The 15,874-nt window shown below is 71.4% G+C and carries 13 protein-coding genes; 10 read left to right on the top strand and 3 right to left on the bottom strand.

The annotated features are described in order from the left end of the window. Positions 1 to 4 precede the first annotated feature (4 nt). Both ACFYZ3_RS29700 and ACFYZ3_RS29695 read left to right on the top strand, forming a co-directional pair. On the top strand, positions 5 to 943 hold the full coding sequence (locus ACFYZ3_RS29700) for a VOC family protein (RefSeq protein WP_388523967.1): 939 nt from the start codon (positions 5 to 7) through the stop codon (positions 941 to 943). A 32-nt stretch (positions 944 to 975) separates the two neighbouring features. After that, entirely contained in the window at positions 976 to 1,947 is a 972-nt protein-coding gene (locus tag ACFYZ3_RS29695; RefSeq protein WP_388523964.1) for a fumarylacetoacetate hydrolase family protein, read from the top strand. Positions 1,948 to 2,051: 104 nt separating this feature from the next. Here the strand turns inward: ACFYZ3_RS29695 and ACFYZ3_RS29690 are convergent, their stop codons facing one another. Next, positions 2,052 to 3,098: a DUF6215 domain-containing protein gene (locus ACFYZ3_RS29690; protein ID WP_388523961.1), complete on the bottom strand. Its 1,047-nt coding sequence runs from the start codon at positions 3,096 to 3,098 to the stop codon at positions 2,052 to 2,054. A 254-nt stretch (positions 3,099 to 3,352) separates the two neighbouring features. Between ACFYZ3_RS29690 and ACFYZ3_RS29685 the strand changes: the two genes are divergently transcribed. The 5 genes from ACFYZ3_RS29685 to ACFYZ3_RS29665 all read left to right on the top strand — a co-directional run bounded on the left by ACFYZ3_RS29685 (position 3,353) and on the right by ACFYZ3_RS29665 (position 8,578). Further along, positions 3,353 to 5,191 (top strand): glycoside hydrolase family 3 protein, encoded by a 1,839-nt coding sequence (locus tag ACFYZ3_RS29685; protein ID WP_388523958.1) that lies wholly within the window; start codon positions 3,353 to 3,355, stop codon positions 5,189 to 5,191. Between the two features lie 119 nt (positions 5,192 to 5,310). Next, positions 5,311 to 6,168 carry a TetR family transcriptional regulator C-terminal domain-containing protein gene (locus ACFYZ3_RS29680; RefSeq protein ID WP_388523956.1) on the top strand — a complete coding sequence of 286 codons (858 nt, stop codon included), beginning with the start codon at positions 5,311 to 5,313 and terminating at the stop codon, positions 6,166 to 6,168. Between the two features lie 54 nt (positions 6,169 to 6,222). After that, positions 6,223 to 7,116, top strand: a complete 894-nt coding sequence (locus tag ACFYZ3_RS29675; RefSeq protein WP_386904276.1) for a 3-keto-5-aminohexanoate cleavage protein — start codon at positions 6,223 to 6,225, stop codon at positions 7,114 to 7,116. A gap of 29 nt (positions 7,117 to 7,145) precedes the next feature. After that, positions 7,146 to 8,102, top strand: a complete 957-nt coding sequence (locus tag ACFYZ3_RS29670) for a 3-hydroxyacyl-CoA dehydrogenase NAD-binding domain-containing protein (protein ID WP_388523953.1) — start codon at positions 7,146 to 7,148, stop codon at positions 8,100 to 8,102. After that, positions 8,099 to 8,578 carry a thioesterase family protein gene (locus ACFYZ3_RS29665; RefSeq protein ID WP_388523950.1) on the top strand — a complete coding sequence of 160 codons (480 nt, stop codon included), beginning with the start codon at positions 8,099 to 8,101 and terminating at the stop codon, positions 8,576 to 8,578. The genes ACFYZ3_RS29670 and ACFYZ3_RS29665 overlap by 4 nt, the downstream gene beginning before the upstream one ends. On the opposite strand, the gene ACFYZ3_RS29660 is transcribed toward ACFYZ3_RS29665, so the two are convergent. Next, positions 8,517 to 10,415 (bottom strand): ABC transporter ATP-binding protein, encoded by a 1,899-nt coding sequence (locus ACFYZ3_RS29660; protein WP_388523947.1) that lies wholly within the window; start codon positions 10,413 to 10,415, stop codon positions 8,517 to 8,519. The genes ACFYZ3_RS29665 and ACFYZ3_RS29660 overlap by 62 nt on opposite strands. 117 nt (positions 10,416 to 10,532) lie before the next feature. Continuing rightward, positions 10,533 to 11,438, bottom strand: coding sequence for an NAD-dependent epimerase (locus ACFYZ3_RS29655; RefSeq protein ID WP_388523944.1), 906 nt, complete (start codon positions 11,436 to 11,438; stop codon positions 10,533 to 10,535). Between the two features lie 71 nt (positions 11,439 to 11,509). On the opposite strand from ACFYZ3_RS29655, the gene ACFYZ3_RS29650 reads away from it, so the two are divergent. From ACFYZ3_RS29650 to ACFYZ3_RS29640, 3 genes are all read left to right on the top strand, one after another. Further along, positions 11,510 to 12,451 carry a GlxA family transcriptional regulator gene (locus ACFYZ3_RS29650; protein WP_388523941.1) on the top strand — a complete coding sequence of 314 codons (942 nt, stop codon included), beginning with the start codon at positions 11,510 to 11,512 and terminating at the stop codon, positions 12,449 to 12,451. Between the two features lie 164 nt (positions 12,452 to 12,615). Further along, a complete protein-coding gene (locus tag ACFYZ3_RS29645; RefSeq protein ID WP_388523938.1) occupies positions 12,616 to 13,293 on the top strand; it encodes a GntR family transcriptional regulator in 678 nt (225 codons plus the stop codon). Between the two features lie 258 nt (positions 13,294 to 13,551). Further along, the gene (locus ACFYZ3_RS29640; RefSeq protein WP_388523935.1) at positions 13,552 to 15,852 is read left to right on the top strand and encodes a M9 family metallopeptidase; all 2,301 of its coding nucleotides are present in this window, start codon (positions 13,552 to 13,554) and stop codon (positions 15,850 to 15,852) included. Positions 15,853 to 15,874: the final 22 nt, after the last annotated feature.

The raw sequence follows: 15,874 nt of genomic DNA, 5'->3' as shown, positions 1-15,874 counted from the left end.
CACCATGAGCGCACGCCTGCTCACCCACCTGCGGCACGTCGACCTCGCCGTGCCCGACTACGACAAGCAGCTCGACTTCTACGCCGGAGTCTGGGGCCTGACCGAGGTCGCCGAGGACTCCGGCATCTCCTTCCTCGCCGCCGAGGGCTCCCCCGAGCAGTACGTCGTGCGGCTGCGCAGGGCCGAGGAGAAGCGCCTCGACCTGGTCTCCTACGGCGCCGCCTCCGCCGCCGACGTGGACACCCTCGCCGAGCGGCTGCTCGCGGGGGGCGTGCAGCTGATCACGCGGCCGGGCAGGGTCGACACCCCGGGCGGCGGGTACGGCTTCCGCTTCTTCGACGTCGACGGCCGCACCATCGAGGTTTCCGCCGACGTGGAGGTGCGGCAGCACCGCAGGATCGAGGAGAAGGAGTCCATCCCGGTCAAGCTCTCCCACGTCGTCCTCAACTCCCCCGACCTCAACCGGACTCGCGAGTGGTACGAACGCCACCTCGGCTTCGCCCTCTCCGACACGCTCGGCTCGCCGCACATGGGCGAGGTCATGCACTTCATGCGGATCAGCAGCCGGCACCACTCGATGGCCATCGCGCAGGGCCCGCACACCGCGCTGCACCACGTCTCCTTCGAGATGCGCGGCCTCGACGAGTACATGCGGGGCTCGGGCCGGGTCATGCGGGCGGGCTTCAAGAAGATCTGGGGGCCGGGCCGCCACATGGCCGGCGACAACACCTTCACGTACTTCCTCGACCCGCACGGCAACACCGTGGAGTACACCACCGAGCTGGAGTGCCTGGACGAGGACACCTGGCACCCGCACGTCTACGACTTCTCCCAGCCCGAGGTCACCGACCAGTGGGGCACCGCCAACCCCATGAACGAACTGGTCGCCAAGGAGTCCTTCAACGACCCCGACCGCGGCGTCTTCGTCGCCCCACCGGTATAGGGCCTGTCCGATCAACTCGCTGGAGCCGCACCATGCGTTTCGCCGCCTACGAACACCAGGACCGCCGCCGGGTGGCGGTAGTGGAAGAGGACGGCGCCCTCTTCCCGCTGCCCGGCGCCACCTCGCTCACCGCACTGATCCAGGTGACCGGCGGGCTCCCCGGCCTGCTCGCCGCCGGCGCCGCGGTCCTCGACGCGCCACCCGGCCCGCACGCCTGCGAAGTACGGTTGCTGCCCCCGCTCCGGCCCGCCTCGGTGCGGGACTTCGTGACCTTCGAGGAGCACGTCGAGGGCGTACGGCGCTCCGTGGACGGTACCGCGGGCGTCCCCGAGCAGTGGTACGCGGCCCCGACCTTCTACTTCACCAACCCCCACGCGGTCTACGGCCACCGCGACGGCATACCGGTCCCGCCCGGATCGGCGGTCCTGGACTTCGAGCTGGAGGTGGCCGCCGTGATCGGCCGGGAAGGCCGCGACCTCACCCCGGAACGGGCCCGCGACCACATCGTCGGCTACACCGTCTTCAACGACTGGTCCGCCCGCGACCTGCAAAGCGCCGAGATGAAGGTCGGCCTCGGCCCCTGCAAGGGCAAGGACACCGCAACCACCCTCGGTCCGTACCTCGTCACCGCCGACGAGCTGGAGCCGTACCGGGACGCCGACGGCTTCCTGCGCCTGGCCCTGTGCGCCGAGGTCAACGGCGAAAAGGCCGGCGAGGACCTGCTGTCCAACATGAGCTGGACCTTCGAGGAGATGACCGCCTACGCCTCCCGCGGCACCCGCGTCGTACCCGGCGACGTCCTGGGCTCCGGCACCTGCGGCAACGGCGGCTGCCTCGCCGAACTCTGGGGCCGGAGCGGCGAACAGAGCCCGCCGCCCCTGAAGCCCGGCGACACCGTCACCCTCACCGTCGAGGGTCTCGGCACGCTCACCAACAAGATCGTCCCCGGTCCCGAGCCCGTCCCGCTGCCTCCGGGCCGGCGCCGGACCCGGGAGCGGCCGTGAGCGGCCTGCACCCCTCGCGCGCTGCGGACTCCCTTGAGCGGTACTTCGTCCGGCCCGACGGGAAGCGCCTCGACCGACCGAGGAGAAGCTGACCGGGCGCTCCGTCACACGGTCCGTTCGGGGAGCGTGGGGAGGACCTTCTCCGCGATGTCGAGGAGGACGCTGTCGTCCGGGAGGGCGCCGGACGTGCTCCACACGGTGATGTCGTAGTAGCCGCCCGGGTCCTTTCCGTCGAGGGCCACGGACAGAGTTCGGGCCAGGGGGCCCTGTTCCACCGGTCCGCCGGAACCGCCGCTCCCCAGATTGATCTCGATCCTCATGGTGTGGTCCGAGGCGAGTACCGCCGGCCGGCCGAGAACCGAGAGAGTCTTGACGTCCGTCTCCTCGCCGTACTTCATCAGCTTGACGTACTGAGCGATCGACAGCTTGTTGTACGTGACCGAGACGTGCACGGTGTAGGTGTCGAACTGGACCTCCGCCTCCGGCTGGGCGACCTTCCCGTCGGTCAGGGGAGCGGTGTTGCTGCTGCCGGATGCCGCGGTCGCCGTCTCCGTCGGCGTTCCGAGGAGCTGGGCCAGGTCGGACCGGTTGAGCGCCGCGCACAGCTCGCCGCCGGTCACGGCCCGGGGCGTCTTCGTGTAGGCGGCCGGCAGGTCCTCGCCTTCCCCGCCGGGACACGAGACGGCATGCGGCGCGCCGGCGTCCTCGGAGGGCAGCAGGCGCGGGCCCAGCCACAGCGCGGCTCCGAGCGCCGCGAACACGGCCACGGCAGCGGCGGCCTGACCCCACGCGTTGGGTTCCTTCTCCACGGTGGCCGAAGCGGGGCGCCGCTGCTCCGCCGGAGGCCGCGACTGCGGCTGCGGCTGCGGCTGCGGCGGGACGGCAGCAGCATCGGACACCGTCGACTTCGCCGACCCCGCCCCGTCCGCCGCGGCCCCCGGGCCAGGGCTCCGTCGGGCGCGCAGGGCCTGGACCACCGTGTGCACGCGCACGGCGGTGAACACCAGGAACGCCGCGCCGATCCCGGCCGGGACCCATGCGCCGTCACGGAACGCGAGATACATGATGCGTACGCCCAACACGGACCCGACCACGATGAGCAGGGGCTCGCGGACCCAGAAGGGCAGCAGGCGGATGAGGAAACCGAGCATCCGGCGATCTCACCAGGCCAAGATCACGCTGGCTGTGACGGAGGCCATAGTTCCGGCTCGGGACTCAACCGTGACCAACCGCTGCTCGGGGGCGAGCAACCTGGACCGGGATCCGCCCCGGACCGTTTGTCTAGACCTATTTTGTCTAGACCTCTTGTCGCGCCCAGATCGGCGGGCTACGTTTCCCGCTGTTCGGAGTTCTCCACGTTTCCTTCAATTCCCCTGATGGGCAAGGCTGGAAGGAGCATGTCCGCATGCAGGACCGGAGTCTGTCCAGACGAACCGTCATCGCCTCCGCGACCCTCGTCGCCGCGAGCGCGACGGGCGTCGTGGGTGCCGCGGCCACCCCCGCGGTCGCGCACGGGCGCGACGGGCGCCTCAAGAGAATCGTCTCCCGGATGAGCGTCGAGGCGAAGATCGGCCAGCTGTTCGTCCCGTACTTCTACGGTACGTCCGCGACTTCCCCCAGCCAGTTCGACCAGGACCGCAACCTCAGGGAACTCGGCGTCCGTACCGTGGCCGAGCTCATCGCCAAGTACCACCTCGGCGGTGTCATCTACTTCCACGGCTGGACGAACAACATCCAGGACCCCCGGCAGATCGCGGACCTGTCGAACGGTGTGCAGCGGGCCTCGCTCGCCCTGCCCACGCCCATTCCGTCCCTGATCTCCATCGACCAGGAGCACGGGGTCAACGTCCGCATCGGCAGCGGCGCCACCCAGTTGCCGGGCGCGATGGCGCTCGGCGCGGGCCGCTCACTCTCCGACGCGCGCACCGCCGGGCTGATATCGGGAACCGAACTCGCCGCCCTGGGCATCCGTCAGAACTTCGCCCCGGTCGCCGACGTCAACGTCAATCCGGCCAACCCCGTCATCAACGTGCGCTCCTTCGGCGCCGACGCCCGCGCGGTCGGCCGCATGGTGGCGGCCCAGGTGACGGGGTACCAGCAGGTCGGCGTCGTGGCCTGCGCCAAGCACTTCCCGGGCCACGGGGACACCGGCCAGGACAGCCACACCGGTCTGCCGGTGATCACCCACACCCGCGAGGAGTGGGAGCGCGTCGACGCCCCGCCCTTCAGGGCCGCGATCGCCGCCGGTGTCGACTCGATCATGACCGCGCACCTCCAGGTCCCCGCGCTCGACCCCAGCAACGACCCGGCCACCCTGTCGCCCGCGATCCTCCAGGGCGTGCTGCGCGACGAACTCGGATTCGACGGCGTGATCGTCACCGACGCACTCAACATGCAAGGCGTGCGCACCAAGTACGGCGACGACCGCGTGCCGGTCCTCGCCCTCAAGGCCGGTGCGGACCAACTGCTGTTCCCGCCGGACATCGACGTCGCCTACAACGGGGTCCTGGCCGCCGTCCGCGGCGGAGAGATCACCGAGGAGCGGCTCGACGAGTCGGTGCTGCGCATCCTGCGCGTCAAGGACAAGGCCGGCCTGTTCGACGGGAGCCCCTACGCCTCCCGGAAGGAGGTCGACCGGGTCGTCGGCGCCCGCAGGCACCGGCTCGCCGCCGCGCGGATCGCCGAACGCACCACCACCCTGCTGGTCAACGAGGACGAGGCGCTCCCGCTGCGCCGTCGGCAGCGAAGGCTGCTCGTGGTCGGCGCCAGCCCGGCCTTCCCGACCGACGACACCCGCACCACGGTGCCCGAGCTGGCCGCGGCCTTCGACGAACTGGGCTACCGCACCTCCCACCTCGCCACCGGCCGGACGCCCGACGCGGCGAAGATCGACGAGGCGGTGGCCGCGGCACGGGGACGGGACGCGGTGGTCGTCACCACCGACAACGTCAGCGCCACCAGCGCCCAGCGCACCCTGGTGTCCCGGCTGCTCGCGACGGGAGTGCCGGTCGTCCACCTCGCGGTCCGCAACCCCTACGACATCGCCCACCTCGGCGGCGTCCGGGCCTCACTGGCGTCCTACTGCTGGACCGAGGTCGAACTGCGTGCCGCGGCCCGGGTGATCGCCGGCCGGGTCGAGCCGCGCGGCAAGCTGCCCGTACCCGTCCAGCGGGCCGACGACCCGGCCGAGGTCCTCTTCCACGTCGGGCACGGCCTGTCGTACGACGACCGCCGGGGGCGCTGACGACCGCCTCCCCCACCTCTGACTGACACGACAGTCAGGGTCTCAACGGACCACTGTGCCAGCGGCTTCTACTTCAGGCGTGTTGAGTTTTCCGCAACACATGTCTAAGGTCGTGGCCCGTGGAAACCGACGACGTCCTCGACGGCGCACCGAACGCCGACACCGCCGCCCGCGTCCGCGAGGTCATCGCGGCCGCGGGCGTCAGCCAGCGCGAGTTCGCGCGCCGCGTCGTCATGGATCCGTCCAAGCTGTCGCGCTCGCTCAGCGGCACCCGCCGCTTCACGGTCGCGGAGCTGGCACGGATCGCCGACGAGGGCAAGGTCGACGCGGGCCGGCTGCTGGGCACCCGGTCCCGCGAGAAGGCCACGCCACCGGCGACCGGTGTCGAAGGAGGGCGACCGCTGCAGATCGTCCGCGAGACGGTCCGGCTGATCGCGGAGCACGGTTTCCACGCGGTGCGGGTCGCCGACATCGCCCGCGCCTGCGCCACCAGCAGCGCCGCGATCCATTACCACTTCCCGGGGCGCGCCGAGCTCCTGGAGGCGGCCGTGCGCTGGTGCATGGACGAGGACACCGCGCGCCGTGCCGCCCGTCTCGCCGAGGCGGACGACGCGGCGGCGGAGCTGTCCCAGCTCATCGCGCTGCAGACGCCGCGCACCGCGCAGCAGCGCCGCCAGTGGGCGGTGTGGCTCGACCTGTGGGCCGAGGCCGCCCGCTCCACGGCGGTGGGCCGTCTGCATTCCGAGTACTACCGGCAGTGGCGCGAGACCGTCGCCGACGTCGTACGCCGAGGTGTCGGACAGGGCGTCTTCCGCGCCGGGCTCGATCCGCAGGAGGCGGCACTGACGCTGACCGCTCTGATCGACGGCCTGGCGACGCACGTCCTGTCGGTGAGCGGGCCGGCGTCCGCCGGTGCCGCGGACGCGATGCACACGGCGCTGACCGCCCACGTCAACGACACGATTCTGGCTCCATAGCCCAAGAGCCGCACCAGCCCCTGCCCCGGCCCACATCCCTCGGGAGGCCCCCGCATGCCCATGACCGAGAACGTCATCATCACCTGCGCGCTCACGGGCGCCGGCGACACCGTCCGCAAGAGCCCCCACGTCCCCGTCACCCCGGAACAGATAGCCAGGAACGCCGTGGAGGCGGCCGCCGCCGGAGCTGCCGTCGTCCACATCCATGTACGCGACCCGGAGACCGGCGATCCGTCCCGCGACCCGAAGCTGTACCGGGAGGTCGTCGAGCGCGTCAAGGAGACCGGCACCGACGTCGTCATCAACCTCACCGCCGGTATGGGCGGCGATCTGGTCATCGACCCGGACGACCCGCTCACCCACCTGCCGGGCACCGACCTCGTCGGCGGTCTGGAACGCCTTCCGCACGTCGAGGACCTGCTTCCCGACATCTGCACCCTGGACTGCGGCTCGCTCAACTTCGGCGACGGCTCGAACCTCTACGTCTCCACTCCCGACATGCTGCGCGCGGGCGCGCGGCGCATCCAGGAGCTGGGTGTGCGGCCCGAGTTGGAGATATTCGACACGGGTCAGCTCTGGTTCGCCAAGCAGTTGCTCGCGGAGGGCCTGCTCGACGACCCGACCGTGTTCCAGCTGTGCATGGGCATCCCGTGGGGCGCGCCCGCGGACCCCGGGGTGCTCCAGTCGATGGTCAACATGCTGCCGGACGGCGCGCGCTGGGCGAGCTTCGCGCTCGGCCGGATGCAGATGCCGTGGGTCGCGCAGTCGATCCTGCTCGGCGGCCACGTCCGCGTGGGCCTGGAGGACAACCTGTACCTCGGCCGGGGCAACAAGGCGACCAACGCCCAGCTCGTCGAACGGGCCGTGACCCTCACCGAGTCGATGGGCGCCCGCGTCGCGACACCGGACGAGGCTCGCGCCACGCTCGGTCTCAAGCCGCGCAAGTAGTCCACCGCGACCACGAAGGATCCCCCCTCATGACCTCACCCGAGAACGTCCGCCGCGTCGCCTGTGTCGGCGCCGGAGTCATCGGCGGCGGCTGGGTCGCCCACTTCCTGGCGCGCGGCTACGACGTGACCGCCTGGGACCCGGCACCCGACGCCGAACCGAAGCTGCGCCGCCTGGTCGAGGCGGCGTGGCCGACGCTCACCCGGCTCGGCCTCGCCGAGGGCGCGTCGACCGACCGGCTCACCGTCACCGCCACCCTGGAACAGGCCGTCGCCGACGCCGAGTTCGTCCAGGAGAGCGCGCCCGAGAAGCTCGCCCTCAAGCGCGATCTGCTGGCCCGCCTGGACGCGGCGACGCCGCCCGGTGTCGTCATCGCCTCGTCCACCTCCGGCTATCCGATGACCGACATGCAGACGACGGCCGCGGACCCCTCGCGCCTGGTCGTGGGTCACCCGTTCAATCCGCCCTACCTCATCCCGCTCGTGGAGGTCGTCGGCGGCGAGCGCACCGACGCGGCGGCGGTGGCCTGGGCCTCCCGCTTCTACGAGGTCGCGGGCAAGTCCGTCATCACGATGGACAACGAGGTCCCGGGCTTCATCGCGAACCGCCTCCAGGAGGCGCTGTGGCGCGAGGCGCTGCACATGGTGGCGAGCGGCGAGGCGACGGTCCGGGACATCGACCTGTCGATCACCGAGGGCCCCGGGCTGCGTTGGGCGGTGATGGGACCGATGCTGACGTTCGCGCTCGCGGGCGGCGAGGGCGGCATGGCGCACATGCTGGACCACTTCGGTCCGTCCCTGAAGTCGCCCTGGACGCGCCTGGAAGCGCCGGAACTGGACAAGGAGTTGTACGACGCGGTGGTGGCCGGCTGCGACGAGGCGGCGGACGGCCGCTCCATCGCCGACCTGGTGGCCGAACGCGACCGGGGCGTCGTCCAGGTACTGCGCGCCACCGGCCGCCTGGGCCCCGAGGAGGACTCCCGATGACCGGTCTCCCGCTGCTCCGCAGCAGGGTCCGCCCGGAGTGGATCGACTACAACGGCCACCTGAGCGAGGCCTACTACGTCCTCGTCTTCGGTCACGCCACGGACGCACTGATGATCGAGACGGGCCTGGACTCCGGCTACCGCGAGTCCACCCGCTGCTCCCTCTACACGGTCGAGTCCCACGTCCGCTTCCTGCGCGACGTGCCCGAGGCGGCTCATCTGGCCGTCCGGACCCGTGTGCTGGGCGCGGCGGCCCGCAAGGCGCGTTTCACGCACGAGATGTACGTGGTGCCCGGGCCGGACGCGGAGCCGGCGCCCGACGCGGCCGCGGTCGCGACGTCCGAGCTGCTCGCGGTCCACGTCGACCGGCAGGCGGGGCGGGCCACCGAGTTCCCGGAGTCGGTGCGGTGCCGCTTCACGGAGCTGACCGAGCCGCCTCCTCACTGGGCGGGCCGCTCGATCCCCGCCGTGGCCTGAGGCGCGGGGGACCGTCGTCGCGGTGGTCCCCTTGCTCCGCCGACCCGTTGCTCTCGCCGAGGAAGCCCCCCGACTGGTGCCGCCACAGCCTGGCGTAGGCGCCGTCCGTCGCGAGCAGCTTCTCGTGGGAGCCCTGCTCGACGACGCGTCCGCGGTCGAGGACGACGAGGCGGTCCATGCCGGCGACGGTGCTCAGGCGGTGGGCGACCACGAGGGCCGTACGTCCGTCCATCAGCCGCCACAGGGCGTCCTGGACGAGGAGTTCGCTCTCCGAGTCCAGCGCGCTGGTCGCCTCGTCGAGCAGCAGGACCGGGGCGTCGCGCAGGATGGCCCGGGCGAGGGCGACGCGCTGGCGCTGGCCGCCGGACAGTTTCACCCCCCGCTCCCCCACCAGTGTGCCGAAGCCGTCCGGGAGCTGGTCGGCGAACTCGGTGACGTGCGCGGCCGCGGCGGCCGCGTGGATCTCGTCGTCGGTGGCGCCGGGCCGGGCGAAGGCGATGTTGTCCCGCAGGCTGCGGTGGAACATGGCGGGTTCCTGCGGGACGTAGGCGATCAGCGAGCGCAGGTCGCTCTGGCGCAGCAGGCTGATGTCCTGGCCGCCGATCAGGATGCGTCCGCCGTCGATGTCCGACATCCGCAGCAGGAGCCGGGTGAGCGTGGTCTTGCCGCCGCCGGACCTGCCGACCAGGCCGATCCGGGCGCCCGCGGGTACGTCCAGGTCGAGTCCCCGGAAGATCGGTTTCGCGCCCGCGTGGGCGAAGGTCACCGCCTCGAAGCGGATGCCGGAGTCCCGCGGCGCGAGGGGTGCGGGCGCGTCGGCGTCGACCACGGTGGGCGGATCGAGCAGCAGCTCGGTGAACTGGGCGGCCTCGGTCGTCGAGCTCTCCAGCCGCCGGTAGATCTGGTTGAACTCGAACATGATCTGGGTGGCGTTGGAGTAGTAGGTGAAGGCGACGACGACCTCCTCCACCCCCTGCCCCGGGCCGCCGAAGGCGATGGCGACCAACAGGCCCAGGACGTTGGTCAGGACGGACATGGGCGCGATCAGGGTGTCGACGCGCAGGTTGCCGTAGTCCCACGATCTCAGCGTCAGGCGCCGGGAGTCCGCGACCCTGCTGCGGTGTTCGGCCGCCTCCCGCCGCTCGGCCGCGAACGCCCGGACGGTCTCCATGTTCATGAGGCTGTCGGCGACATGGCCGGAGACCCGGGCGATCGCGGCCTCCCGGTCGTTGACGAGCCGTTGCCTGCGCCGGATCAGCGGTGTCGCGGCCACCACCGTCAGCGCGATCATCAGGAACAGGCCGACGACGAGCATCGGTTCGTAGCTCCACAGGACCACGGCACCAAACACCAGGGGGACGAGACTGCCCACGATCCGGTACGTCACCGTGTCGACGAAGTCCTCGAAGCGCTTGCCGAAGCTGAGCACCCGTTTGGTCAGGGAGCCGGCGAAGTTGTCGTGAAAGAACGCGGCGTCCTTGGCGAGGAGTTCGTCCATGCCGCTCACGTACAGGTGCTCCATGCCGAGGGCGTCCACGCGGTTCAGGCAGTGCTGCCCGACCCGCCAGACGGCCTCGGCGAGCAGCAGCGTCAGGCCGAAGCCCAGCACGTACGGCAGCGCCCGGCCGAGGGTGAGACCGCCGTCGTCGGCGGCCTGCCCGGCCAGCTTGGCGATCAGCAGGGGCGCGACGTAGCGGATGCCGATGTTGCCCACGGCCGGCAGCAGCAGCGCGGGCAGGGCCAGCCGCCGCAGGCGCAGCAGTTCCCGGCCGTAGTGGCGCAGCGCCAGGACGACCGCGCTCCTGCCCGGCGCCGGTCCGCGCGTGTCTGTCGTCACCGTCACACTCCCGGAGGTTCGGAAGCCGGAAGTCTCCCGTCGGACGGGGGCCACAGTCCACGCATTTAACGCGGACCGTCGAGAACCGGACACTGCGCGACCGGTGCCAGGGGGTGGCTACGCCCCCGGGTCCGGGACGACCTCCCCGAGGACGTCGTCCACCGGGGTGGCGTGCACGCCCAGGATCTTCCCGGTCTCCGAGTGGTCGACGACGAACGGGTGACCGGGCTCGGTGAGCACCTCGTGCATCTCCGCCCAGAACGGTTCGGTGAACGCCAGCATGGTGAGGTCGCGTTCGGTCATCTCCTCCATCCGAGGGGTCGGCGCACCCGCGAGTCCGGCGAGCCGTCCGGCCAGTTCCCGTACCGACAGGGTCGAGGTGGGGACGTGCCAGGCCCGGCCGTACGCCTGCTCGGTGCGGCTCGCGGCGACCAGCGTGCGGGCGGTGTCGCCGATCGCGGAGTAGCTGTGCGGCACGTCGAGTTCCTGGGGCACCAGCGCAAGCCTGCCGGCCAGGACCGGCCCCTGCACCATGAGGCTGAACACCGAGAAGGCGCCGGCACCGTAGAACTGGGCGGCCCGCACCTCGGTGACCTTCACCCCCGAGGCGGCGGCCTCCTCCCACACCCGCGCTCTGGCCCGCCCCTTGGGACCGGTGGCCGCCAGGGGCAGGTCGGGACTGATCGGCCCGCTCACCGGGCCGTAGCCGTAGTGGTTGCCGAGCATGACGTACGCGGCCCCGGTCCGCCGCACCGCGCCCAGGAGCGATGCGGACAGGACGGGGAACTGGTCGGGCCACTGGTGGTACGGCGGCGCGGCGGTGGTGAACAGCGTGTCGGCGCCCTCCGTCAGTTCGGTGAGCCGACCGGTGTGGGTCGCGTCGGCGGCCACCTTCTCGACGAGGGGGTGGTCGGGCCCGCCGCCGGTACGGCTGATCATGCGCACCCGCTCGCCGTCCTCGGCGAGGAGAAGCGCGGTCCTCGACGCGGCTGCCCCGCGCCCGACGATCACATGAGTTGTCATGCCGACCACGGTGCCGTCCCACGGCCCCGTGCCATAGTGGCCACAATGCCAACCGTCCGGAGGTTCTGGCCATGCATCGCGTCACCGCGGTCGTCGTGCCGCCCGTGCTGAGCTTCGACGTCTCGATCCCGCTGATGGTGTTCCACAACGTCGAGCACTACGACGTTCGGGTCTGCACGGCGCGGCCCGGTCCGACGCCGACCGTGGGCGGCCCCGACATCGTGGTGCCGGACGGCCTGGACGCGTTGGACGGTGCCGACACGGTGCTCGCCGTCGGCAGCGGGGGCGAGCCGGCTCCCGCGGAGGTCCTCGACGCCCTGCGCAGGGCCGCGGCCGGGGGCGCGCGGGTCGCCTCCCTGTGCACGGGCGCGTTCGTCCTGGCGCAGGCCGGCCTGCTCGACGGGCTGCGCGCCACCACCCACTGGGGGCTGGCGGCCGACCTCGCCACCCGTTTCCCGGCCGTCGACGTGCAGCCCGACCTCCTCTTCGTGGAGGACGGCGGCGTCTTCACCTCGGCGGGCGCCGCGGCCGCCATCGATCTGTGCCTGCACCTGATCAGGGTCGACTACGGTGCTTCGGCGGCCAACGCGGCCGCGCGGCTCGCGGTCGTCCCTCCCGTACGGCCGGGCGGCCAGTCCCAGTTCATCGAGACCCCGCTGCCGCCGGAGCGCGGTACGTCCTTCGCCCCCACCCGTGCCTGGGCGCTCGAACAGCTGGACCGCCCGCTCACCCTGACCGACCTGGCGCGGCACGCCGGGACGAGCGTGCGCACGCTCACCCGGCGCTTCCACGCGGAGACCGGACTGAGCCCGCTGCAATGGCTGTTGCACCGGCGCGTCGACCGGGCGAGGGAACTGCTGGAGACCACCCGGCTGCCCATGGACCAGGTGGCCCGGAAGAGCGGGCTGGGCAGTGCGGACTCCCTCCGCAAGCACCTGGTCGCCCGGATCGGGCTGACGCCCACGGCCTACCAGGCGAGCTTCAACCCGTCGGGCACGCGCGCGGACGTGTAGCCGCGCGTCACCCACTTCTGCAGGTGCGGGGCTGCGGCGCCGACGAGGTGGAGACCTGGGTGGCGTCGCTGCGCTGACCGGGCAGCGCGGGCCCGCACCGACCGTCGACGCAACGTGACATTGTATAGTGGGAGGTCATTGGCTGGTCGGACGCAGGAGCACGGATGCCGCATCTCAAGTCCCGGGCGATCTCCGTGCAGACCCATCTGCGTGACCAGGTCGGTGACGCGCTCCGGGCCGCCCTCATCGCCGGTGACCTGCGTCCGGGTGTCGTCTACTCCGCCCCCACCCTCGCCGCGGAGCTGGGTGTCTCCGCGACCCCGGTGCGCGAGGCCATGCTGGACCTGGCCAGGGAGGGCCTGGTCGAAGCGGTGCGCAACAAGGGTTTCCGGGTCACCGAGATGACCGAGCGGGACCTCGACGAGTTCACCGAGATCCGGACCCTGATCGAGGTTCCCACCGTGGGCCGCGTCGCCGCGACGGCGACCGCGGAGCAACTGGAGGCACTGCGCCCGCTGGCGGAGCAGATCGTCACCGCGGCCCGGAAGCACGACGTCCTCAAGTACCTCGAAGCCGATCACCGGTTCCACCTGGAGCTGCTGGCCCTGGCCGGCAACCACCACCTCGTGGGGGTGGTGGCCGATCTGCGCAAGCGTTCGCGCCTGTTCGGGCTGGGCAGCCTGAACGAGGCGGGGCGACTGGTCGCCTCCGCGCAGGAGCACGTCGACCTGCTGGACCTGATGGTGGCCGGCCGCGGCGACGAGGCAGAGGAGTGCATGCGCCGCCATCTCGCACACGTCCGCACACTGTGGGCGGACGGCCGGACGAACGCCCGGGACTGAGCCGAGAGCGCGCTCAAGTCCCTTTTCCCACACACCACTTGGCGACTGCGGTAACCGTCGGACCGTGATTCCGTCAGACCGCTTCCCGATGCCATGTCACCTGTGCAATGGTACATAGCACAGGTCGTGGTCATGCCAATCGCATGCAAGGCATCGGCCGTGCCCCCGTCCGTTCGACGGCGCGGCCCTCCCCGATCCACGGCCCCGTCACTTCCATGGGCCCCGCATCGCGTGGTCCCCACCCTCATGGGAGGCACAGTGAGAAAAACGAGTGTCCGGCGGCGTCTGGGGGCGGCCCTGCCGCTTGCCCTGACCGTCGCCATGGGCGTCGGTCTTCCGGCGCGGCCGGCCGGTGCCCTGCCCGCGGCCTCCGTGTCCGCCGCCGCACGGACCGCGCACACGGGACAGCAGCACGCCGGTCCCCCGCCCGTGGGCCGGTCCGTCACCGCCCCGACCGAGCATGTGGGCAAGGGGCGGCTGAAGGCCTCGGCGCTTCCTCCGCTGGCGGCGAGCAAGGACGTGCTCAAGCAGTCCTACGGACAGCACGAAGAACACGCGGAACCGCAGGCCGCGGACCGGAGGAAGACCACCGCCGCGGCCGCCGCGTGCGACGTCTCCGCCTTCACCACCCGCACCGGCAGCGCACTGGTGCGGCAGATCGAGTCATCCACGACCGACTGCGTCAACACCCTGTTCAACCTGACCGGGAGCGACGCCCACCAGGCCTTCCGCGAAGCGCAGATGACCACCGTCGCGTACGCCCTGCGCGACGGTTCGGCGTCCTACCCCGGCAACGCGAGCACCGGCATGCCGCAGCTCGTGCTCTACCTCCGGGCCGGCTACTACGTGCACTACTACAACGCCGACACGGTGGGCTCCTACGGCAGCGGCCTGCGGACAGCCATACGCGCGGGGCTCGACGCCTTCTTCGCCAGTCCGCACTCCCGCGACGTCGGCGACGCCAACGGTGAGACCCTCGCGGAGGCCGTGACCCTCATCGACAGCGCCGAGGAGAACGCCCGCTACATCCACGTCGTCAAACGGCTGCTGGCGGACTACGACTCCTCCTGGAACTCCTCCTGGTGGATGCTCAACGCGGTCAACAACGTCTACACGGTGACCTTCCGGGGCCACCAGGTGCCCGCGTTCGTGAGCGCCGTCCAGTCGGATCCCAGCCTGATCGACGCCCTGTACGGCTTCGCGGCCGGTCACCTCTCACTCCTGGGTACGGACCGGTCCTACCTCACGTCCAACGCCGGACGCGAACTCGGCAGGTTCCTGCAGCACTCCGCGCTGCGGAGCAAGGTCCGCCCGCTCGCCGCCGGCCTGCTGAACTCGAGCGCGATCACCGGTGACACCGCCCCGCTCTGGGTCGGTGTGGCCGAGATGACCGCCTACTACGACCCCGCCGACTGCGCCTCCTACGGCACCTGCGACCTGCCGGCGCAGTTGGAGAAGGCCGTGCTGCCGGTGACGTACGCGTGCAGTTCCAGCATCACCATCAGGGCCCAGCAGATGTCCTCGGGCGAGCTGTCGTCCAGCTGTGACAGCCTGCGCGGCCAGGACGCCTACTTCCACTCGGTCGCCCGGGACGACGGGCCGGTCGCGGGCGACCGGAACGACACGATCGAGGTCGTGGTCTTCGACTCGAGCACCGACTACCAGACCTACGCCGGTGCCATGTTCGGAATCGACACCAACAACGGCGGCATGTACCTGGAGGGCGACCCGTCGGCGACCGGCAACCAGCCGCGCTTCATCGCCTACGAGGCCGAATGGCTGCGCCCCGACTTCCAGATCTGGAACCTCAACCACGAGTACACCCACTACCTCGACGGCCGCTTCGACATGTACGGCGACTTCGACGCCAACATCACCACCCCGACCATCTGGTGGGTCGAAGGTTTCGCCGAGTACGTCTCCTACTCCTACCGCGGCGTTCCGTACACGGAGGCGATGACCGAGGCCGGCCGCGGCACCTACGCCCTGAGCACCCTCTTCGACACCACGTACAGCCACGACACCACCCGCGTCTACCGCTGGGGCTACCTCGCCACGCGGTACATGCTCGAGAAGCACCGCGCCGACCTGGACACGGTGCTCGGCCACTACCGCGCCGGCGACTGGAACGCCGCCCGCGCCCACCTGACCGACACCATCGGCACCCGCTACGACGACGACTGGTACACCTGGCTGGCGGGCTGCGCCGCCGGCGACTGCGGCACCGGCACCGAGTGCACCGGCACCGACGCCAGGGAGCTGGGGCAGAACTGCCGCCGGAGCGGCCAGTCCGCCACCACCGGGAACTACGCGTACCTCTACCTCCACGTCCCGGCCGGCACCACGCGGCTGACGATCACCACCTCCGGCGGCACGGGTGACGCGGACCTGTACTACAGCGACAGCGGCTGGCCCGGCACCACCGGATACACGCGGCGGGACACGGGCGTAGGCAACAGCCACACCCTGACCGTCGACCACCCGGCGGCCGGCGCCCACTGCATCAGCCTGTACGCGGTGGACGGCTTCGACGGGGTGACCGTCGCCACCGGCTACTGACCCGACGCGGACCCGGCGCGGG

Source organism: Streptomyces sp. NPDC001599, assembly GCF_042893535.1.
Taxonomy (GTDB): Bacteria; Actinomycetota; Actinomycetes; order Streptomycetales; family Streptomycetaceae; genus Streptomyces.
This window is presented reverse-complemented; position numbering and strand designations above follow the sequence as displayed.